Origin of the sequence: Streptosporangium sp. G11 (genome assembly GCF_051192615.1) — a bacterium.
GTDB lineage: Bacteria > Actinomycetota > Actinomycetes > Streptosporangiales > Streptosporangiaceae > Streptosporangium.
Map to the genome: position 1 here is coordinate 1 of NZ_JBPJUQ010000050.1, position 20,421 is coordinate 20,421.

General features: G+C 68.3%; 20 protein-coding genes, 1 tRNA gene and 1 pseudogene. 4 read left to right on the forward strand and 18 right to left on the reverse strand.

Going from position 1 to position 20,421, the window contains the following annotated elements; all coding sequences use genetic code 11:
* The 6 genes and pseudogenes from ACSDR0_RS34070 to ACSDR0_RS34095 all read right to left on the reverse strand — a co-directional run.
* Positions 1 to 237 (reverse strand): annotated as a pseudogene (locus tag ACSDR0_RS34070) (hypothetical protein); the annotation flags it as partial.
* A gap of 57 nt (positions 238 to 294) precedes the next feature.
* Entirely contained in the window at positions 295 to 915 is a 621-nt protein-coding gene (locus ACSDR0_RS34075; RefSeq protein WP_435293041.1) for a transposase, read from the reverse strand.
* Positions 916 to 981: 66 nt separating this feature from the next.
* Positions 982 to 1,320 carry an LLM class flavin-dependent oxidoreductase gene (locus ACSDR0_RS34080; protein WP_435293042.1) on the reverse strand — a complete coding sequence of 113 codons (339 nt, stop codon included), beginning with the start codon at positions 1,318 to 1,320 and terminating at the stop codon, positions 982 to 984.
* A gap of 74 nt (positions 1,321 to 1,394) precedes the next feature.
* Positions 1,395 to 2,492: an alkene reductase gene (locus tag ACSDR0_RS34085; RefSeq protein WP_435293043.1), complete on the reverse strand. Its 1,098-nt coding sequence runs from the start codon at positions 2,490 to 2,492 to the stop codon at positions 1,395 to 1,397.
* A 65-nt stretch (positions 2,493 to 2,557) separates the two neighbouring features.
* Positions 2,558 to 3,514: an alpha/beta hydrolase gene (locus ACSDR0_RS34090; protein ID WP_435293044.1), complete on the reverse strand. Its 957-nt coding sequence runs from the start codon at positions 3,512 to 3,514 to the stop codon at positions 2,558 to 2,560.
* A gap of 78 nt (positions 3,515 to 3,592) precedes the next feature.
* Entirely contained in the window at positions 3,593 to 4,525 is a 933-nt protein-coding gene (locus ACSDR0_RS34095; protein WP_435293045.1) for an NADP-dependent oxidoreductase, read from the reverse strand.
* A gap of 134 nt (positions 4,526 to 4,659) precedes the next feature.
* Between ACSDR0_RS34095 and ACSDR0_RS34100 the strand changes: the two genes are divergently transcribed.
* Complete coding sequence (locus ACSDR0_RS34100; RefSeq protein WP_435293046.1) at positions 4,660 to 5,205, forward strand: MarR family winged helix-turn-helix transcriptional regulator; 546 nt, start codon at positions 4,660 to 4,662, stop codon at positions 5,203 to 5,205.
* Between the two features lie 44 nt (positions 5,206 to 5,249).
* Here ACSDR0_RS34100 and ACSDR0_RS34105 read toward each other — a convergent pair whose 3' ends face one another.
* From ACSDR0_RS34105 to ACSDR0_RS34120, 4 genes are read right to left on the reverse strand one after another with little or no spacing between them, the layout of a single operon-like run.
* Positions 5,250 to 5,948 carry an alpha/beta fold hydrolase gene (locus tag ACSDR0_RS34105; protein WP_435293047.1) on the reverse strand — a complete coding sequence of 233 codons (699 nt, stop codon included), beginning with the start codon at positions 5,946 to 5,948 and terminating at the stop codon, positions 5,250 to 5,252.
* A gap of 11 nt (positions 5,949 to 5,959) precedes the next feature.
* Positions 5,960 to 6,901: an alpha/beta hydrolase gene (locus tag ACSDR0_RS34110; RefSeq protein WP_435293048.1), complete on the reverse strand. Its 942-nt coding sequence runs from the start codon at positions 6,899 to 6,901 to the stop codon at positions 5,960 to 5,962.
* 11 nt (positions 6,902 to 6,912) lie between these two features.
* A complete protein-coding gene (locus ACSDR0_RS34115; protein ID WP_435293049.1) occupies positions 6,913 to 7,728 on the reverse strand; it encodes an alpha/beta fold hydrolase in 816 nt (271 codons plus the stop codon).
* Positions 7,662 to 8,480, reverse strand: coding sequence for a Dps family protein (locus ACSDR0_RS34120; protein ID WP_435293050.1), 819 nt, complete (start codon positions 8,478 to 8,480; stop codon positions 7,662 to 7,664). The genes ACSDR0_RS34115 and ACSDR0_RS34120 overlap by 67 nt, the downstream gene beginning before the upstream one ends.
* Between ACSDR0_RS34120 and ACSDR0_RS34125 the strand changes: the two genes are divergently transcribed.
* Both ACSDR0_RS34125 and ACSDR0_RS34130 read left to right on the forward strand, forming a co-directional pair.
* Positions 8,365 to 8,958: an NAD(P)/FAD-dependent oxidoreductase gene (locus ACSDR0_RS34125; RefSeq protein ID WP_435293105.1), complete on the forward strand. Its 594-nt coding sequence runs from the start codon at positions 8,365 to 8,367 to the stop codon at positions 8,956 to 8,958. The two genes, ACSDR0_RS34120 and ACSDR0_RS34125, sit on opposite strands and share 116 nt — an antisense overlap.
* A gap of 75 nt (positions 8,959 to 9,033) precedes the next feature.
* Positions 9,034 to 9,519 (forward strand): hypothetical protein, encoded by a 486-nt coding sequence (locus tag ACSDR0_RS34130; RefSeq protein WP_435293051.1) that lies wholly within the window; start codon positions 9,034 to 9,036, stop codon positions 9,517 to 9,519.
* A gap of 41 nt (positions 9,520 to 9,560) precedes the next feature.
* On the opposite strand, the gene ACSDR0_RS34135 is transcribed toward ACSDR0_RS34130, so the two are convergent.
* The 3 genes from ACSDR0_RS34135 to ACSDR0_RS34145 are packed head-to-tail and all read right to left on the reverse strand — an operon-like array spanning position 9,561 to position 12,660.
* Complete coding sequence (locus ACSDR0_RS34135) at positions 9,561 to 11,615, reverse strand: AAA family ATPase (RefSeq protein WP_435293052.1); 2,055 nt, start codon at positions 11,613 to 11,615, stop codon at positions 9,561 to 9,563.
* Between the two features lie 32 nt (positions 11,616 to 11,647).
* Positions 11,648 to 12,505 (reverse strand): helix-turn-helix domain-containing protein, encoded by an 858-nt coding sequence (locus ACSDR0_RS34140; protein WP_435293053.1) that lies wholly within the window; start codon positions 12,503 to 12,505, stop codon positions 11,648 to 11,650.
* A complete protein-coding gene (locus ACSDR0_RS34145; protein ID WP_435293054.1) occupies positions 12,502 to 12,660 on the reverse strand; it encodes a hypothetical protein in 159 nt (52 codons plus the stop codon). Before ACSDR0_RS34145 ends, ACSDR0_RS34140 begins: the two co-directional genes overlap by 4 nt.
* A 305-nt stretch (positions 12,661 to 12,965) precedes the next feature.
* Between ACSDR0_RS34145 and ACSDR0_RS34150 the strand changes: the two genes are divergently transcribed.
* A complete protein-coding gene (locus ACSDR0_RS34150; protein WP_435293055.1) occupies positions 12,966 to 13,793 on the forward strand; it encodes a site-specific integrase in 828 nt (275 codons plus the stop codon).
* 70 nt (positions 13,794 to 13,863) lie between these two features.
* Here ACSDR0_RS34150 and ACSDR0_RS34155 read toward each other — a convergent pair.
* From ACSDR0_RS34155 to ACSDR0_RS34175, 5 genes are all read right to left on the reverse strand, one after another.
* Positions 13,864 to 13,937, reverse strand: a tRNA-Ile gene (locus tag ACSDR0_RS34155).
* 152 nt (positions 13,938 to 14,089) lie between these two features.
* The gene (locus tag ACSDR0_RS34160; protein WP_435293056.1) at positions 14,090 to 14,740 is read right to left on the reverse strand and encodes a DUF3566 domain-containing protein; all 651 of its coding nucleotides are present in this window, start codon (positions 14,738 to 14,740) and stop codon (positions 14,090 to 14,092) included.
* Between the two features lie 182 nt (positions 14,741 to 14,922).
* Positions 14,923 to 17,472 (reverse strand): DNA gyrase subunit A, encoded by a 2,550-nt coding sequence (gyrA, locus tag ACSDR0_RS34165; protein WP_435293057.1) that lies wholly within the window; start codon positions 17,470 to 17,472, stop codon positions 14,923 to 14,925.
* A gap of 31 nt (positions 17,473 to 17,503) precedes the next feature.
* On the reverse strand, positions 17,504 to 19,450 hold the full coding sequence (gene gyrB, locus ACSDR0_RS34170) for a DNA topoisomerase (ATP-hydrolyzing) subunit B (protein WP_435293058.1): 1,947 nt from the start codon (positions 19,448 to 19,450) through the stop codon (positions 17,504 to 17,506).
* Positions 19,451 to 19,747: 297 nt separating this feature from the next.
* A complete protein-coding gene (locus tag ACSDR0_RS34175; protein WP_435293059.1) occupies positions 19,748 to 20,410 on the reverse strand; it encodes a DUF721 domain-containing protein in 663 nt (220 codons plus the stop codon).
* Positions 20,411 to 20,421: the final 11 nt, after the last annotated feature.

Genomic DNA, 20,421 nt, shown 5'->3' on the forward strand with positions numbered 1-20,421 from the left:
GCGGCAAACTCGTCGAACGACCCGGTGACCAGGCTCCATCCGCAGCTGCCTAAAACTCTTGATCCACAGGTCTTGACGATTGCTCGCGAGCGCGGCGGCCGCGCACCAGGCGGCGTTGACCTGCATCGATTTGCTGGGCAGATGACCGAGCCCGGCCGATTTTCCCGTGCGGATGCGATCTTCGACCCGGGCATGGACGCGGTGGCGGTGCTCCAGGAAGTCGAGTTGACGCCCCACGGTGTTGACGGCGAACAGGCTGTAGCGCCATCGGTCTGCTTCTTCCAGCAGCGACAGTTACGCGCCGGAGCCGGGACGTTCGCGGCGGCAGATGATCCGCATCTGCGATGGCCACCCGGCCAGGCGGTCACCGTCTGCGCTGTGCCGTAGCAGGCCGGTCAGTTCCACCACGCCGGCCGTGTCCAGGTCACGGGCCTTGCCGTCGGTATCGGTGACATGCTGCCAGGCGTCGGCCGGGACGCGCTTGAGCGTGTCTTGTTCCCGTTCTCCCGGTTCCCAGCCGATGGAGTACTCCAGGTGGGTGCCGCGCCGGGCCGCCAACTCGTGCAGGTGGTCGAGGAAGCCGTGGGTGGCGCCCGCGCCATCGGTGGTGGTGAGCGGGTTACGCCGATAGGGCCAGGAGATCTGGGCGATGGAGGCGTCGGTCACCTCGATGTGGTCGGTCGCGGTGTTGGATCCGGCGTTGCCAGGTCGCAGCTTGACCATGCAGTTCTCGCCGGTGTTGTCGATCCAGGAGGTGAGCGGTTGGTGGCCGTAGCCTTTGAAGTTCGCCATCGCTCCTTCCTTGTCGGAGTGCGCGGGGATGACGGTGGCATCCAGGCGGATCACGATCTGCCTGCCCAGGTCGCGGTCCCCGACGGTGGAGGCGGGGATGCCGCCGTACCGGGCGGCGATCAAGGCCCATACCCGGCGGCGTACGGCGCTGCGGGGGTGTTGATCCGGTCCAGCGCGAGGGTGTCGATCTCAGCCAGGGCGCGGCGCAGGGTCAGGGTGGAGGCGTCCGCCGGTGAGTAGGTGGAGGCCGGCGGCGGATTTGACGAGGATGGCGGGTGGGCGCAGGGGGAGGCTGGCGACGGTGGGAACGAAGGTGATGCGGTCAGTACGGGCGGCAAGGTAGGTGAGCAGGGTCCGGGGTCGTGGAAGACGGCCTGGTAGGGGTGGTCCTGGATGGTGATGAGGTCCAGGTCGAGGTTCTCGGCGTGAAGGGCCTGGCGCAGGGGTGCGTCGGGGTCCTGCCAGACGGGGTCGATGTTGGCGCCGAACAGCACAGCAGTGGCAGAGCCATGACGGATTTCTCTCCAAGGATGTGGCTGGGAGTACCCCGCCCTCGCCGGGGTGTCCGGCGAGAGCCGCGGGAATGATGGTGTCGGGGGTGGTCAGGCCGTAAGGACGGCCTCATCAGCCTGACCGGTGAGGGCGGGGTAGTCGGTGTAGCCGCGGTGGTCGCCTCCGTAGAAGGTGGAGGGGTCCGGGGTGTTGTAAGGACCGCCTGCGGCGAGGCGGGCGGGCAGGTCGGGGTTGGCCAGGAACAGCCCGCCGAAGCTGATCATGTCGGCGGTACCGTCGGTGATGAGGTCAAGCTGGTCGGGACCGGTGACGGCGTCGGGGGTGTGGGGGTTGAGGATGAGGGTGCCGTTCCAGCGGGCGCGCAGGTCGAGGGTCAGTTCGCGGTCACCTGCCTCGGCGATGTGCAGATAGGCCAGGCCGACGGGGTTGAGGGCGTCGGTCAGCGCGCGGTAGGTGGTGTGGTGGCCGTCCTCGACGATGTCGTTGAAGGGGTTCGATGGGGAGATCCGCAGGCCAGTGCGGTGGGGGCCGATGGCATCGGCGACCGCGCGGACCGTCTCGACGGCCAGCCGGATCCGGTTGTCGGGGCCGCCGCCCCAGCGGTCGGTACGGCGGTTGGCGTTGGTGGACAGGAACTGGTGCAGCAGGTAGCCGTTGGCGCCGTGCACCTCCACCCCGTCGAATCCGGCGGTCATGGCGTTGTGGGCCGCGGCGGTGAAGTCGGCGATGGTCGCGGTGATCTCGGTTTCGGTGAGCTCGCGCGGGGTGACGAAGTCCTGCGGCCCGGCGGCGGTGTAGACCTGACCGGCCGCGGCGACCGGTGAGGCACCAACCGGGGTCAGGCCGCCGGGCAGGAGGCTGGGGTGGCCGATCCGGCCGGTGTGCATCAGTTGCGCGAAGATCACGCCGCCTTCGTCGTGGACAGCGTCGGTGACCGTCCGCCAGGCGGCGGCCTGCTCAGCGGTGTGCAGGCCCGGAGTGGCGGGGTAACCCTGGCCCACCGCCGACGGTTGGATCCCCTCGGTGATGACCAGCCCGGCGGTGGCGCGCTGGGCGTAGTAGGCGGCCGTCGCCGGAGTGGGGCTCGCACCGGGACCGTAGGCGCGGCTTCGCGTCATCGGGGCCATCACGATGCGGTTGGCCAGGACGGTACCGGCCAAGTCAAAGGGGTCGAACGCGGTCGTCATCTCGGTAGTCCTTCGCAGGTGGGTCATGCGGGTGTCGGAGGCGCCGCCTGGCCGGCGGCGGGCTTTCAGAGGGAGGACAGGACGCGGATGCGGTCAGCGATGACGCGGCGGGCGACGTCGGTGGTGAAGGCGATGCCCTCGAATTCGTGGGGGACGCCGGGGTGCAGGTGAAACTCGACCGGGACCCCCGCCTGGGACAGGCGCAGGGCGTAGGTGAGGGATTCGTCGCGGAAGATGTCGAGCTGCCCTACCTCGATGTAGGCCGGTGGCAGTCCGGCAGGGTCGGCGACGCGGGAGGGGGAGGCGTGGGCGGGGGTGTCGGGACCGCCAGCGGCTTCGCCGAGCAGGGCTTGCCAGCCGGTGCGGTTGTCGTCCCATGACCACAGGACGAACGGTGCGAGGTGCGGGTCAGGGGTGAGGGTGCGGTCGTCCAGCATCGGCATGAGGAGGATCTGCCGGGCGATGGCGGGCCCGACCCGGTCGCGGGCCAGGATCGCCACAGCGGCGGCTAGGCCGCCGCCGGCGCTGTCGCCGAACACCGCGATGCGGGCCGGGTCGACGCCCAGTTCGGCGGCGTGCCCGTGCAGCCAGACCAGGGCTGCGTAGGCGTCCTCCACCGGGACCGGGTGAGGGTGTTCGGGAGCGCGCCGGTAGTCCACCGACAGGATCGGGGTGCCGCTGGCCGACACGTACCGGGACACCGAACCGTCGAACAGGCCGACATGGCCGAGGATCATGCCGCCGCCGTGCAGGTAAACGGCGGCAGGGCCAGGCCGGGCGGGAGTGTCGGTCCGGGCGTACCAGCGCAGCAGGATCGACGCGCCGTCGGCGGTCGCCATCTCGAAGTCGGTGATCGTGACGTCGTCCGGGGTGGGCTGCGCGGTGTCTGTGTGGGCGATCAAGCCCTCCAGAGCGGTACGGCGGGCGGCGACGTCGCCGACCGGGGGCGGGATGACCCCGGCCATCGCGGCACTGATCGGGGCGAGGACCTCGGCAACCTGCGGGTCGAGAGCGAAGGACATGACGTTTCTCCTTGTGCGAAGCCGGGCGCGATGCCCGGACTGGGGTTGAGGGTGAGGGGAACGGTCAGGAGGAGCCGGTCAGGGAATGAGGACGGTCTTGCCGGGCAGCCGTCCGGCGGCGGCCTCGTCGTGGACGGCGGCCAGGTCAGCCAGCGGCCGCTGGCCGGCCACATCGATCCGCAGGGTTCCGGCGTCGACAAGGGCGACCAGATCGGTGAGCTGGGTGGCATCGCTGCGCACGAATACGTGCGCCGCACGGACCCCGCGGGCCGGGTCGTCGGGACCGGGCGTGGTGGTGCTGACGAAGACCCCGCCGTCGGCGACCAGCCCGGCCAGCGCGAAGGTCTCCTCCGGTGACGTGGCGACCAGGTTGAGGACGACGTCGAACCGCTCCCCAGCCACCGCCTGAGTCAGTGCAGTGGCGATGTAGTCAACGACCCTGCCCGCCCCATAGGACCGCACCCGGTCGGCGCTGCGCGCACTCGCGGTCGCCGTCACCTGTGCTCCGGCCCGTACGGCGAGCTGGACCGCATACCCGCCCACCGCCCCGCCCGCCCCGTTGACCAGGACACTCTGCCCGGAGGCGAGGTCGGCGTGTTCGAACAGGGCTTGCCAGGCCGTCAGACCGACCGCGGGCAGCGCCGCGGCGTACGCCAGATCGACCGTCCGCGGAGCCACGGCCAGGACGTCGGCCAGGACCGTGACGTACTCCGCAGCCGCACCGTCGGCGTTCATCGGCAGGAACGCCACCACCTTGTCGCCGATCTCCCAGCCGGTGACGTCCGCACCGACCTGCTCGACGGTGCCGGCCACGTCGATGCCCGGAACGTGCGGGAACGTCAGGGGGAACACCTGCTGCAGGAACCCGGCGCGGATCGCGACATCCACCGGGTTGAACGATGTGGCGGCCACCTTCACCACCACCTGCCCAGCGCCCGCACCCGGCTGCTCGGTGTCCTCATGGACCAGGACACCGCTGTCGCCGTAGGAGTGGTACCGCACTGCCTTCATGATCTCTCCTATTTCGAGTGCTTCGAATTTGAAGCATGTATGGAGGGTAACCTGCTTCGAGTTCGAAGCAATACCCCGGATCGGGGTGATCCTCATCACAGTGCTTCGAATTCGAAGCAGGTACAGTTGGTTGCATGACCGATCCCGACCGCACCAGGGCTGACGTCGGCGATGTCCAGCCGCTCGAACCCCGGCAGCTGGAGGCCTACTTCGTGCTCATGGAAGCCGTCGGCCTGCTCCAACACGCCGTTGAGCAGCACTTGCGTGCCGAAGGCGATATCAGCTACGTCCAGTTCCAGCTCCTGGCGCGTCTCAGTGACACCCCCGGACCGCTCACCATGACCCAGCTCGCCGACGGTGTGGTCTATAGCCGCAGCGGTCTCACCTACCAGGCGGGTCTGCTGGAGAAAGCGGGGCTCATCACCCGGTCTCCCTCACCTGACGATGAACGCGTCACCCTGGTGACCCTCACCAACAGCGGTCGCGCCCTTTTCCAGAATGTGCTGCCCGGCCACATCCAGCTCGCCCGTTCCCTCATGTTCGATCCGCTCACCGACGACGATGTCGACAACCTCGGCGACATCATGACCCGCGTGCGCGATCAGATGCGGGCGAAACCGCCCCGCTCCGCCGGCCCCCGCAGGCGACGCAGCCGGCCTCCGGGCTCCGCACAGACCTGAACCACCGCCCGTTCCGCTGGGTGCGGAACGGGCGGAGGCCGGGGTCAGGGGAGGGACTTGGCGGCTTGGAGGATGAGGTCGGCGACAGCGGAGGCCTGGGAGACGGGGAGGGCGTGGGAGGCGCCGGGAATCTCGATCGTCGTGGTCGCGTTGGCGCGGGCGGCCATGAAGCGATGGGTTTCCAGGGGGATGTTGAGGTCGAGTTCGGGATAGATGAACCAGGAGGGGCGGGTCCGCCACGAGGGTTCGGCGGACTTCCCGTTCAGGGCTCGGTCGTTAAGCGGGCGCTGAGTCACGGCGTCGAGGAGCGCCTGGGGCTCGGGCAAGTCGGCGGCGAACTGGCCGTGGTAGCGGTTCTGCACGATGTACAGGTCAGTGCTGCCATCGGGCATGGAGAAGGCGCACAGAGTCTCGCCGAGGGTGCTGCCGGGGAACTTCGCCGACAGTTCACCGATGCTCTCGCCGGTCTCCGGCGCGAACGCGGCGACGAACACCAGCGCCTTGATCTTGTCGTCGTGGATCTGTGAGATGACCTGGCCGCCGTAGGAGTGGCCGACCAGGATGACCGGGCCGTGGATGCCGGTCACCAGGCCGGCGAGGGCATCTGCGTCGCTGGCGAGATCGCGTAGCGGGTTGGCGGCGGCGATCACGGTCAGGTCGTGTTCCCGCAGGCGGCTGATGACGCCGTTCCAGCTGGCGGACTCGGCGAAGGCACCGTGGACGAGGACGATGGTGGGGCTCATGGCTCTTCTTCCTAGCGAGTCGACAGGGCGGTGGACAGGAAGGCGATCGCCTGGGTGATGGCCGCTTGGGCGGCGTGGGTGCCGCGCAGGGCATTGAGCATCACGAAGTCGTGGATGATGCCCTGGTAGCGGACGGCCGTGACGGGGACGCCCGCCTCGCGGAGCTTTGCCGCGTAGGCCTCGCCCTCGTCCCGCAGGACGTCGGCCTCGGCGGTGATGACGAGCGCGGGCGGTAGCCCGGTGAGCTGTTCGGTGGTGGCGCGCAGCGGTGAGGCGGTGATCTCCGCTCGCTCGTTGGGGTCGGTGGTGTACTGGTTCCAGAACCACTGCATGGCGTCGCGGCGCAGGAAGTAGCCCGCGGCGAACCGCAAATAGGTGTCGGTGTCGAAGGACGCGTCCGTGACGGGGTAGAACAGCACCTGCGCGGCGAGGGGGATCTCGCTCTCCTTGGCCATCAGGGTGAGCGCGATGGCCATGTTGCCGCCGACGGAGTCGCCCGCGACCGCGATCCTGGACGGGTCGAGACCGTGTTCGACGCCCTCTTCCAGCACCCAGTGGGCGGCCAGGTAGACCTCCCTGACCGCGATGGGATAGGGCCCCTCGGGCGAGAGGGTGTAGTTGACGAACACGACGGCAGCGCCGACACCGAGGGCGAGTTCGCGCGCCAGCCGTCCGTGGGTGTGGTCGTTGCCGAACACCCAGCCGGCGCCGTGGACGTACAGGACGACCGGCAGCGGTCCCGGTACGCCTTCGGGCCGGAACACGCTGACGGTCAGGTCGCCGGAGACGCTGATGATCTCTTTTGTGGTGCCGGGGACGTCGATCTCGGGCGTCTGGACCTCATCGACGGCCTTACGTCCGTCGGCGGGCTCGAGGTCGAACAGGTAGGGCGGTGCGGCCGTGGCATCGGCGAAGGCCTGAGCTGCGGGTTCGAGAACGGGCTTGTTCGTCATCGATGTCCTCCTTAGTAGCTGACGATCTCGGCCGCGATCTCGATGACCTGGGCGACCCTGTGCGGACGGGACACTGCGACGGCGTGCGAGGCCTTGACCTCGACCGTCCTGGCATGAGCACGGCGCGCCATCCAGCGCTGGGCGGCCGGCGGGATGTTCTTGTCACCGGTGGCGATCAGGGAGAAGGCGGGGATCGACTTCCACGCGGGCGTCGCGGCCTTCTCCTCCAGGGCGGCGACGGCGATCGGACGCTGGGTGGCGGCGAGGACCGCAGCCAGGCCCTTCGGGACGTCGGCGGCGAACTGCTGCCGGTACTTGTCCTGCTTGATCGTCAGCTCGACCCCGGTGCCACCGCCAGGCAGCGGGTAGGACCACTGCTGGGTGTTCGGCCCCAGGGTGCTGCCGGGGTACTTGCCCGACAGATCGAGGGCGCTCTCGCCCTTGGCGGGCAAGAACGCCGCGATGTAGACGAGCGACTTCACCCACCTGTTCCCGGTGGCGGCCTGGCTGATCACGGCACCGCCGTAGGAGTGCCCGACCAGCACGATCGAGCCCTTGACGCCCTTGAGGACACTCTTGAGGTAGGCGGCGTCACTAGACAGGCCGCGCAGCGGGTTGGCCGTCGCGAGCACGGGGTAGCCGTCGCGCTTGAGCTCCTTGATGACGCCGTTCCAACTCGAGGCGTCGGCGAACGCCCCGTGCACCAGGACGATGGTGGGCTTCTTGATGGACGTCGCCTGCACGGGCGCGGTGGCGGCCATCAGCAGGCCACCCACCATGGCGGGCCCGGCGACGAAGGTCGCTGCGGTGCGCAGTGAGATGGGCATCGTTTCCTCCTGAAGTGATGTTCAGAGCCGCACAAGCGGCGTGTCGCCGGGACCTCTTCAGCACCGTCCGAGGGCCGGAGGATCACGGTGATCTCGGCGGCGTGCCGGGAATCCCCCACGGTGACGCCACCGAGCATCCTGATGCGCTCAGCGAGTGTGTCGACCGCTTCCAGCTGCTCTCCCGCATGTTTGTCCAGCAGTTCGTGCAGCAGGGAGAAGGTCGATCCGGCGACCATCCAGTGGTGTTTCTTGTAAAGGGAATAGAGCATTTGACTGTCGGCCAGAAGTCGGTTGAGACGCTGGCAGGAGTACAGGTCGGCCTCGCAGGGAAGGCCTATGGGGGCTGTTTGACTGTGCCGAACTCGAGCACCCGATTCCTTTCGAATTGTTCGCTGATGAGGGCAACGATAATCGTGGAATCGGTCTCGCTCTTTGCTCTCCCCGCCAGACTTTTGCCCGAGACCGAACCATTGATCTGTTTCGGTGAATGGGCAGAAAGTGAGCAGTTTCTGGCCTGTCGAATGGCCGGTTCGCAGCATCAAGGTGTTCGTATGATCATGAACATCGTCGTTATCGGCGCGGGCCCGACCGGCCTCGTCACCGCCGCACTGCTCGCCGGGCGGCCATAGGGTCACGGTGCTCGAGCGCGACCCGACCGAACCGCCGACCACGGGGAGGGAGGCCCGGGAGTCCTGGGAACGGCCGGGAGTCAGCCGGCTCCGGCGGCCCGTCCTGGAGTTCGCGGTGGCCATCGCTGCGGCCCGCATCCCCGGTGTCACCGTTCGGCGGGGCGACGGCATCGTCCGGTTCGTCCTAGGAAGTGAACAGATTTCTGGTGTGCCGCACCTCGTCGGAGTGGAGACCCGCGACGGTGAGGTGCTGCACGCGGACCTGATCGTGGATGCGAGCGGCCACAACTCAACGGTTCCCAGGATGCTCGCCGAGATCGGGCAGGTCCGCGATACCGAGGATCGGGCCGAGGCGGGATTCATCTACTACGCCAGGCACTACCGTGACAGCGGGCGCGGCCTGCCGGAGGCGGCGCAGTGGCCGCTCCTGCACCAGGAGACGCTGACCGCGGGCTGCCTGCCCGGCGACAACGGCACCTGGTCGCTGATCCTCGTGGCCTCCAGCCATGATCGCCAGCTCCGCGCGCTGCGTGAGGTGGACGCTTGGGAGCGTGCCATGGAGCTGTTTCCCGAGTACGCGTCCTGGACGCAGCACGGCTAACCGCTTACCGGCGTTCAGGTCATGTCGGCCGGCCAGGTCAGGCGGCGTGATCTGGTCGCAGATTCGATACCCGTGGTGACGGGCCTACTCGCGGTGGGCGACGCCTGGGCGACGACCAACACCACCTTCGGGCTGGGCCTGTCGATGGGCCTGACGCAGGCCGCGCTGCTTCGAGACACGATCGACACGGGTGACATAGCCGATCCTGCCAAGCTGAGCGTGGCTTTCGCCGAGGCGCTGGAATCCACCGTGGTCCCGTTCTACCAGGCGTTGCGCGACTGGGACACCCACCGGTTCGCCGAGACCGACGCCGTGCTCAGAGGCGAGCGGTACGAGACGGAGGACCCGGCCTGGCACCTCATCAAGGCTCTCGATACGGCCAAGCCGTCCCACCCCGACCTGCTGAGCGCCATCGCAGATGTCGGTTCGATGCTGGAGCCCGCCGCACAAGTCCTGACCAGGCCAGGACTGATCGATCTCATCATGACCCTCGGCTCGGACACCGCTGACAGTCCGGACCACGGCCGCTTCCGCCGCGAACTCCTGACCGCCATCAGCTGATATCGCGAACCCGGCCCCGTCCGACGGACATCGGACGGGACCTACGGCCTGCCTGCCGTGACCAGGTCCTCGGGCATCGTCCCGTAGATCTCGCGGTGCCAGAGGTCTTCGCAGATACGCTCGGTTCCAGCCAGCAGATGGCGGCGGTAGGTGCTGAAAGGCAGACCCAGACGCTCGGCCGCGACCTCCCGGGTGGGGGCACCGCACAAGTAGGTGGCGGCGACGGTCCGGTGGAACTTGGCGACCCGCGGATCTCCGCCCAGGGCGTCGATAGCCTGCACGAGGAGCTCCCGCAGGGCTTCGGCCGGATCACGCCAAGTGTTTCCCATGACGAGCCTGCTGCGCGTGAGGGGACTGGCGACCAGTTCGGCAGGCCGGGACAGGTGCCGCAAGGCCTGGCGGACCGCGCCGGTGAACTCCGGCTGCGACAGCACCGCCAGTTCAGGCACCCGTGTGGCGGAATCCTCATGCGGGCCGGTCGTCAGCAGCCGGTCCAGCCACGCTCGCGCGGGCACGGCCCGCCAGTCATGGGCGAACAGGGTGTACTCGGCGTCACCCACCCGCGCGTGCTCTCCGACATCGTGCATGTCGTGGTGCCGGAGGTAGTCACTCATGGGATCTCCGCTCCGCGTCACCATGAAGGACCAGGCCATGCGGTCGGCGCGCAGACAATAGCCCACGGCCCGCCACTGGATCAGGTCGTTCACCGGCGATATTCCGCGGTACTGCGCGCTCATCCAGGTCCGGCCGATGGACAGATGCTCACCCGCCCGCAGGGGCGCGACTGCCTCGGCGTTCGCCCAGGCAGTCGCGGTGACCGGGTCGGCGGCGAACATCTCGTCGTCGGGCCGCTCCACGTGGAGCCAGGAGCAGAAGGCGACCAGCTCGCCGGTCTCGGTCCGCCGGTACAGGCGGAATGCCTGTGGCTGGCGTTCGGCCCAGAAGGCGACTGCCTGCGCGGACTGCTCATTCTCCGCCTTGGTGGCCAGTTTCACCAGGTCCAAGGTGTCCTCGGGCCGGAAGGCGTCCTCGTAGACCTCGCCTCCGCCCCGCCAGGTATGGAACTCCGACGTGGTCCCGTTGTCCCGGTGCAGGTAGAACAGAGAGCCGACGGCACTGAGCACGCCCGTGTCGGCCGCCGACCGGATCTGGGCGGCCAGATGGTCGTGAATGCGGTCGTGCATGGCGGCGTATCCCTGCGGGTCCCGCCAGCGCAGGTCGGCTTCGAGCGTCTCCCGGACGACGTTGTGCGGGAAAACGCCGAGAGTGGTGGACTCGACGAACGGCAGGCGTCGCAGCCAGGCGAACATGGGTGCCGCATCCGTCGGCAGGACCGCGCGCAGCAACTCCTCGGTGGTCATGTAGGCATGGGCGCAGACCTCTAGGGCGTACCGGTGCATTGGGCTGGGTACGTCGCCGACGAGCTGGTCGAGGAGGGTGGCGACCACGTCTTGGGTAGGCGTCCAGCGAGAGCCGGCTTTGCCGTCCTTCATCGCCACCGCGCCGCCCAGGGTCAAGGCGAGCGGGTGGCCGCTGGCGAAGGCGAGCAGCGGTTCGCGCAGTTCGGCGGGCACTTCCCTGGCCTCCAGGAGCGCCGCGGCGTCCGCAGCCCCGAGATCGCCCAGGGGAATGGCCCCGAGTGCGTCCGCCCAGCCGGGGTCGGCCCACCACAGGAGATCGGGGGGATACCGGCTTGCCACGACGACCAGCGCGCCCTCCGGCAAGCGGGGAAGGAAGCTTTCGCGCAGCCAGCCCTCCAAGCCCTGGACGCGTTCGAAGGTGTCTATCAGCAGGACCGTGCGCTCATCGCGCAGCACCGGCCCTGCCTCGGCCTCGAACGCAGCCGCCGACGGCTCCAAGGTGCGTCCGTCCAGGACAGCAACCGGCCGCCGTGCCGTCGCGGCCCGCTGCGCGAAGCACCGCAGCAACGCTGACTTCCCGACCCCGCCGGGTCCGTGGACGTAAAGGATGCTTTGGCTGCCCGCCAGCGCCGAGTCGAACGCGGCGAGCTCCTCCTCCCGTCCCACGAAGGCCCGCTCGCGCGCCGTCCGCAGGTGGCGCTCCAACGGCATGGTGTCCTGCTCATTCCATGGCATGTGCTACCCCCCGGGTCTGTTCGTGCTGGGTTTCAGTGGCTGTGGATGGTGCGCCAGGTGGTCGGGGACATGCCGTAGGTCGCCCGGAAAGCACGGCTGAAGTGGGCGGCGTTGACGAAACCCCAGCGTTGGGCCACCACCGCGATGGGCAGGGCAGCACTCGTGCGGTGGGCCAGCTCCCGGCGGCACTCCTCGAGGCGGCGTCGCTGGATCCAGCGGCCGATGGTGATGCCCTCGGCCTCGAAGAGCCGGTAGAGGTAGCGCGTGGAGATATGGTGGGCTGCCGCGATCAAGTCGGGGGTCAGATCCTGCTCAGACAGGTGCTGCTCGACATAGCCGCGGATGCGGTGAACGACAGCCTGGCCAGACGTTTGCGCGGGATGGTCGGTGGCCGCGGTGACCAGAGTGGCGAGCAGGTCGGCGACCTGGCCCGCCAGGCGTTCGCCCACCCCCGGCGGACAGTCGGCAGCGGAGGCGGCCAGGGACTTGAGGAACAACGCGACCAGGGCGGCGTATCCGCTGTCGGCGCGGATCGTGGTCGCCACAATCTTGCGGACGTCGGCGTCGGGCAGATGAAGGACGCGGCGCGGGATCTGGAACAGATGCATGCGGACGGGCTCGGCGTGCTCAAGATCGTAGGGACGGCTGGTGTCGAAGACGACCAGGTCACCCGGTGACACCACCGCGATACGGCCGTCCTGGGAGAGCGTGGTCGTCCCCGAAACCTGGACGCCGACCACGACGAAGTCCCGCGGCGATCGGGAGATCAACCGTGAAGTCCGGCACGCCCGCTGCGCATCAGCCTCAACGGTGAGGACCCTCAGGTATCCGCATCGGATGGCGGCGATGCGGCCGGCGTAGGGACCATCGCGCCGGGGAGTGACCGTCATCGGGGCGAGGACGAACGCCGCAGCCCGGGTCCGGTAGGCGAGCCGCTGGGCTCCGGCACGGCCGCGGTGTTCAGGACCATGCTCGGCCAGGAATCCTGGACGGCCTCCAAAGAGGCCATTGCCACAGGTATGTGGGTGTCGATCTCGGTGGTCATGTGAGTCTCCTCAGCGATGGCCGGGAGCCCGGTTGTCGCGGGCTCCCGGCGGGTCGGCTGCCGTCGCACTCACAGTTCCATCCGGTGCCGGACGTTCGCGTCGGTGAAAACCACCGATCCCTTCAGCACGTCACCGATACGGTCGGTGAACGACTGTCGGCGTACGACTTCCAGTGCAGAGCCACGTACAAGTAAACGTACAGAGATGTGCCGAAGTGTTGCCCGGGTGACCGGCTGAAGATCGGAAAGCCTGCCAGGAGATGTTGATCATCCTGGAGGTGGCCGATTGATGTACCCCGAGTTCGGTGGAGTCCGCCGACGACGTGGACCGGTGGCTGGCGGCCAAGGCGAAGATCCTGAGCACGGAGACCCTGCGTAAGATCCACTCGGTTCTCAAGCGGTCCATCGCCCGTGCTCAGGCCCGCGACAAGGTCAAGCGCAACGTGGTGATGCTGTGCGAGATCCCCAAGGGGCAGGAGGGACGTCCCTCGAAGTCGCTGACGCTCGACCAGGCGGCGTCGGTGCTCAAGGCCGCTGAGGGGGCGATCCTGTACGCCTACGTCGTGGTGTCGCTCCTCATCGGCGCCAGGACCGAGGAGTTACGAGCGCTCACCTGGGCGCATGTGGACCTGGACGGCCAGCCGGACGCCGATCCCCCGCTCCCGCCGTCGATCATGGTGTGGCGCTCGGTACGAGTAGGGGGAGACACCAAGACCGAGAAGTCCCGGCGGACGCTCGCTATCCCCAGGCTGTGCGTGGACGCGCTGCGCGGGCACCGTAAGCGGCAGGTGCTCGCGCGGGAGAAGGCGGGCGACCTGTGGCAGGAGAACGACCTCGTCTTCGCGAGCGAACACGGGACCGAGTTGGACGCGGCCAACGTCCGCCGGGCCTTCCAGGTGATCCTCAAGAGGACCGATCTCAACGAGGACGAGTGGACGCCTCGGGAGATGCGGCACAGCTTCGTCTCGCTGCTCTCCGACCCCGGCATGGCTCTGGAGAACATCTCCCGCCTGGTCGGCCACAAGGGGACCATGGTGACGGAGAAGGTCTACCGCAAGCAGCTCCGCCCCGTGCTGCTCGATGGGGCCGAGGCGATGGACACGATCTTCCCCATTGAGGTCAAGGGAGCGTAGTCACTCACTCGGTCACCCGGAAGATCGAAAAAGGCCACTTCCCTTACCGGGAAATGGCCTCTGAGCTGGGTGGGGCTACCAGGACTTGAACCTGGGACCTCTTCCTTATCAGGGAAGCGCTCTAACCGTCTGAGCTATAGCCCCTCATCACACAGACGAACGGTCTCGCATCCACATGATGGAGGCGAATCCGTTCGCTCGAACAGGGAAAAGCTTACCCTGTTTCGGTACCTGCTCGCGCCATGTCCCCGGCCGTGAAAACGGCGGGGACATGGCGGGAACACACGGCGGACCGGTTACTCGGCCTCGCTGAAGGTGACCTCCACGCCGCCGACCAGGTCGGAGGCGACGTTGTAGATCACCGCACCGAGGGTGGAGAGGGCAGTGATCAACACGACGTTCACCGCGCCGATCAGGGCGGTGTAGCCCAGGATGCGGACCGGCTCGAACCAGGAGGCGATGTCGACGCCGCTGGTGGCCTTGCCGTCGGCCGTCGTCAGCTGGGTGACCGTCTGGATGATGTTGTCGAACACACCGAGGCCGGACAGCACCATGTAGAGCACCGCGACCGCGATGAACAGCACCACGAAGCAGACCAGGGACACGACGAAGCTGAACTTCATGGCCGACCACGGTTCGACCCTGCGCAGCACCAGGTGCGCCTTACGGGGCGACCTGGGGCCGCCGACGTCCGTGGCCTTCCTGCCGGGCGCGTCCGACGGGGCCTGGGGCGACGACAGGCTGCCGGGCGACCATGGGGCGCGGTTCTGCTGCCCGCCCGCCGGCGCGCGGTTCTGCTGCCCGCCCGGGGGACGGCCCTGCGGCCCTCCCGGGGGAGGCTGAGGCGGAGGGGGCGACTGCAGCGGTGGCGCGGAGGGCGGTGGAGATCCGCTTGGACGGATCCGCACCGTGGGGTCGGCCTGCTTGCCGTCCTCTGTCGTCGTCACTTTTTTCCTGCCCTTGCGATCGTCGGATACCGATTCATCGGTTTCCGGCGCGGGCGCGCTACCGTTAACCGGTGACGAGGCCGCCTCGACGTCCTTCGTTCCAGCGGTCTTGTCCATCTTCTCCGTCGCCTGATCGCGTGTCGATGAGGAGGCGGGGCGCGATCCCGAATTGCCCTGAGCACTCACGGATTCTCCCCTTCCCCATTCTCATCGGTCTCCACCTGCGTCTCGGCGCTTTCCTCGGCCATCAGGCTCTCCCCGGTCTCCAGCGCCTCTGCATTGCGGGCCAGCGCCACGACGCTGTCCCCCTCCGCGAGATTCATCAGCCGAACCCCCATCGTCTGGCGGCCAGACTGCTTGATCTCCCCGGCACTCGTCCGGATAACCCCTCCGGCGGACGTGATCGCGAAAACCTCGTCCTCGGGCCTGACCATGACCGCGCCAACCAGCTTGCCACGAGCGCTGACGATCTTGGCGGTCAGGACTCCCTTTCCGCCTCTTCCCTGAAGAGGGTACTGATCCACGGGAGTGCGCTTGGCGTATCCGCCCTCGGTCGCGATGAGCACGTTGTCGCCGTCGGCGATCCGGTTCATCGCCAGGAGCTCGTCGCCTTCGAGGAAGCGCATGCCGATCACGCCGCTGGTCGCCCTGCCCATCGGGCGCATGGCCTCGTCGGAGGCCGTGAAGCGGATGGACTGGGCGTCACGCGAGACGAGGAGGAGGTCGTCGTCCTCCGACACCAGCCTGGCAGCGATCACCTCATCATCTTCGCGCAAATTGATCGCGATGAGGCCACCCGTGCGCGGCGAGTCGTACTCGGAAAGGCGCGTCTTCTTCACCAGGCCACTGCGGGTGGCCAGCACGAGGTACGGGGCGACCTCGTAGTCGCGCAGGTCGAGAACCTCCATGACGATCTCGTCCGGCTGCATGGCCAGCAGGTTCGCCAGGTGCTGCCCGCGCGCGTCGCGGCCGGAGTCGGGCAGCTCGTACGCCTTGACCCGGTAGACGCGGCCCTTGTTCGTGAAGAACAGCAGCCAGTGGTGCGTCGTGGTGACGAAGAAGTGGTCGACGATGTCGTCCTGGCGCAGCTGCGCGCCCCGCACGCCCTTGCCGCCGCGCTTCTGCGCCCGGTAAAGATCTGTGTTGGTTCGCTTGGCGTAGCCGCCGCGGGTGATCGTGACGACCATGTCCTCCTCGGCCAGGAGGTCCTCGATCGACATGTCGCCCTCGTAGGCGATGATGTCGGTCTTGCGCTCGTCGCCCCAGCGCGCCGTGAGCTCGGAGAGCTCGTCCTGGATGATCGTGCGCTGCCGCTCGGGCGAGGCCAGGATCGCCTGGTACTCGGTGATCTGCGTCATCAGCGAGTCGTGCTCGTCGGTGATCTGCTGGCGCTCCAGGGCGGCCAGCTTGCGCAGCTGCATGTCGAGGATGGCCTGCGCCTGGATCTCGTCGATCTCCAGCAGCGTCATCAGGCCGCCCTGCGCCGCGGACGCCGAGGGCGACCGCCGGATCAGGGCGATGACCTCGTCCATCCGCTCCAGGGCCTTGAGCAGCGCGCGCAGGATGTGCGCCCGCTCCTCGGCCTTGCGCAGCAGGTATCGGGTCCTGCGGACCACGACCTCGATCTGGTGCGCCACGTAGTAGCGGACGAACTGGTCGAGCCTGAGCGTGCGCGGCACGCCGTCGACCAGGGCCAGCATGTTGGCGCCGAAGGTGGTCTGCAGCTGGGTGTGCTTGTAGAGGTTGTTCAGCACGACCTTGGCGACCGCGTCGCGCTTGAGCACGATCACCAGGCGCTGGCCGACGCGCGAGGAGCTCTCGTCGCGGACGTCGGCGATGCCGCTGATCCTGCCGTCCTTCACCGACTCGGCGATGGTCAGCGCGAGGTTGTCCGGGTTGACCTGGTACGGCAGCTCGGTGACGACGAGGCACTGGCGGCCCTTGGCGTCCTCCTCGACCTCGACGACCGCCCGCATGGTGATCGAGCCGCGGCCGGTGCGGTAGGCGTCGTCGATGCCGCGGCGGCCGACGATCAGCGCGCCGGTGGGGAAGTCGGGCCCCTTGACCCGGGCGATCAGCGCTTCGAGGAGCTCCTCCTCGGTGACGTCGGGGTTCTGCAGGGACCAGACGATGCCGCTGGCCACCTCCCGCAGGTTGTGCGGCGGGATGTTGGTGGCCATGCCGACCGCGATGCCCGTCGACCCGTTGACCAGCAGGTTGGGGAAGCGTGAGGGCAGGACCGTCGGCTCCTGGGAGCGTCCGTCGTAGTTGGGGATGAGATCGACGGTGTCCTTGTCGATGTCGCGCAGCATCTCCATGGCGATGGGCGTGAGTTTGCACTCGGTGTAGCGCATCGCCGCCGGCGGGTCGTTGCCCGGCGAGCCGAAGTTGCCCTGCCCGTCGACCAGCGGGTAGCGCAGTGACCAGGGCTGGGCCATCCGCACCACGGTGGCGTAGATCGGCGCGTCGCCGTGCGGGTGGTAGGAGCCCATGACGTCGCCGACGACGCGGGAGCACTTGAAGTAGCCGCGGTCGGGCCGGTAGCCGCCGTCGTACATGGCGTACAGCACGCGGCGGTGAACCGGCTTGAAGCCGTCACGGACGTCCGGTAGCGCGCGCGAGACGATGACCGACATCGCGTAGTCCATGTAGCTGCGCTGCATCTCGGACTGGATGTCGACCGGCTCGACGCGGTCGGTCGGAGGGCCGGGCGGAGTGTTGACTTCCGTCACAGGTCAAGATCCTTTTCTGGTACGGCTACCGCTACACGTCGAGGAAACGGACGTCCCGGGCGTTCCTGATGATGAAGGAGCGGCGGGCTTCGACGTCCTCGCCCATGAGCACGCTGAACAGCTCGTCGGCCTGGGCCGCGTCGTCGAGGGTCACCTGGAGCAGCAGGCGGGTGTCGGGGTTCATGGTCGTCTCCCAGAGCTGGGAGGCGTTCATCTCGCCCAGCCCCTTGAAGCGCTGCACGTTGTCGCGCGGCCTGGGGTCGGGCTTGCCCGCGTCGATGCCCGCCTGGATGACCGCGTCGCGCTCGCGGTCGGAGTAGGCGTAAGAGGCGTCCTCGCCCTTCCGGTCCCATTTGATCTTGTAGAGGGGCGGCTGGGAGAGGTAGACGTGCCCGGCCTCGATCAGGGGCCGCATGAAGCGGAACAGCAGGGTCAGCAGCAGCGTCGTGATGTGCTGGCCGTCGACGTCGGCGTCCGCCATCAGGATGAGCTTGTGGTAGCGGAGCTTGGCGATGTCGAACTCGTCGTGCACGCCCGTGCCCATGGCGGTGATCAGCGCCTGGACCTCGTTGTTCTGGAGGACCTTGTCGATCCGGGCCTTCTCGACGTTGAGGATCTTGCCGCGGATCGGGAGGATCGCCTGGAACTTGGAGTCGCGGCCGCCCTTGGCGGAGCCGCCCGCCGAGTCACCCTCGACGATGTACAGCTCGCACTTCTCCGGGTCGCTCCACTGGCAGTCGGCCAGCTTGCCCGGCAGCCCCGAGCCCGACTCCAGCAGCGACTTGCGCCGGGTCAGGTCGCGGGCCTGGCGGGCCGCGAGGCGGGCGCGGGAGGCCTGCAGGGACTTCGTGATGATGTCCTTGGCCTCGCCGGGGTTGCGCTCGAACCAGTCGCGCAGATGGTCGTTGCAGGCCTTCTGGACGAACGACTTGGCCTCGGTGTTGCCCAGCTTGGTCTTGGTCTGGCCCTCGAACTGCGGGTCGGTCAGCTTCACCGAGATGATCGCGGTGAGGCCCTCGCGGATGTCCTCTCCGGCGAGGTTGTCGTCCTTGCCCTCCTTGAGGAACTTCTGCTCGCGCGCGTAGCGGTTGACGATGGACGTCAGCGCCGCGCGGAAGCCCTCCTCGTGGGTGCCGCCCTCGGCTGTGTTGATCGTGTTTGCGAAGGTGTAGACCGACTCGCTGTAGGAGTTGTTCCACTGCATCGCGATCTCGACGGCGATGCCCTCGCCCTGCTCCTCGAAGTCGATCACCGAGAGGTGGGCCGGCTCCTTCTTGGAGTTGAGGTGCTTGACGAAGTCGGACAGGCCGCCCTCGTAGTAGAAGGTGACCTCATTGGGCTCCTCCCCGTCGGCGAACTCGGGGCGCTCGTCCCTGATCGAGATCGTCAGGCCCTTGTTGAGGAAGGCCATCTCCTGGAAGCGGCGCGCGAGGGTCTCGAAGTGCCAGGTCGTGGTCTCGAAGATGGTCTCGTCGGCCCAGAAGATGATCGAGGTGCCGGTCTCGTCGGTCTTCTCGCCCTTGGCCAGGGGGGCGGTGGGCCTGCTCTCGACATAACTCTGGCGCCAGTAGTGGCCGTCGGTGCGGATCTCCACGTCGAGCTTGCTGGACAGCGCGTTGACGACGGAGACGCCCACGCCGTGCAGGCCGCCGGAGACCGCGTACGACTTGTCGTCGAACTTGCCTCCCGCGTGCAGCACGGTCAGGACGACCTCGACCGCGGGACGGTTCTCGCCGGGGACGTTCCCGACGGGGATGCCACGGCCGTTGTCGACGACCCGCACGCCGTTGTCGGCGAGCAGGGTGACCTCGATCCGGTCGGCGTGTCCCGCCAGGGCCTCGTCGACGGAGTTGTCCACGACCTCCTGGACCAGGTGGTGCAGACCGCGCTCGCCGGTGGAGCCGATGTACATGCCGGGGCGCTTACGGACCGCCTCGAGCCCTTCGAGAACGGTGATTGAGCTAGCGTCGTAGGACAAGTGCGAAATCCTCCTGCCGCGGACACGCGGCGGGAGACAACGTTTAGCCCCGCCGTGCCCGTCACCGTCGTGAATGCCCCGATGCGTTCACCCAGGGGAGCCGGCATGCGCGCCGGGGGTGACACGCAAACGGACGTGTCCGGAATTCGATTTCATTCTAGCGGCTCAGAGCACATCATGTGGCATTGACGGCCTCTGGAATGGCCTGTCGCGCGACGATCATCGTCTTGAACATCCCCCTACGCGGAGGGGGTTCGCCGCGCCAGAAGAGCCACTGATCCGTTTTTGAGGGCCGGATCAGCCGTACGTGTCGCCCGGACCGCGGCTTCCGGTGACGCGCAGGCCGCCGCTGGAGCGGGGGCCGTTCTGCGGTCCGCGAACTTTTACCTTTTGCACCGTTCCGTCCCCGAGCTCCTCATTCAACCTCCTGACGAGCGTCCTCGCCAGCAGGCGCACCTGGGTGGCCCAGGCGGTGGAGTCGGCGACCACCACGACCTCGCCCTCGGCGAAGGTCTCGGGCTTGGTGTGGGCCGCCATGTCGGCGCCGACGATCTCGTGCCAGCGTCCGAAAACCCCGCCGATCGCGGCGGGCTGCTCCCAGCCGCGGTCGGACAGCAGGTCGGCGATGGCCCTGCCGAAGAGCTGGGGATCACCGGAGTCCCTGCGCGCCCCCGACGCCCTGCGCCGCGGCTCGCGGCGGGGGAGCTGACCTCGTCTGGCGGCGTCGGACTTGGCCTGGGCCAGCTTCTCCCTGGCCATCGCGGCCCCCTTGGCGGCCGCGCTCCTCGCGGAACCGGCGGCCGCCGCGCCCGTGTCCGTCCCGCTCGCCGAGGGCGCCGCGCCGTCAGGGACCGGCGGGCCCGGCACGGGACCGCCCCGCCCGGCCTCCTCGCCCCCCCGCCGCGCCGCGCCGCGCCGCCTCGCCTCCGGGGTCCGCGGTACGGGCACCGGGCCGCTCACGCCCCCTTCAC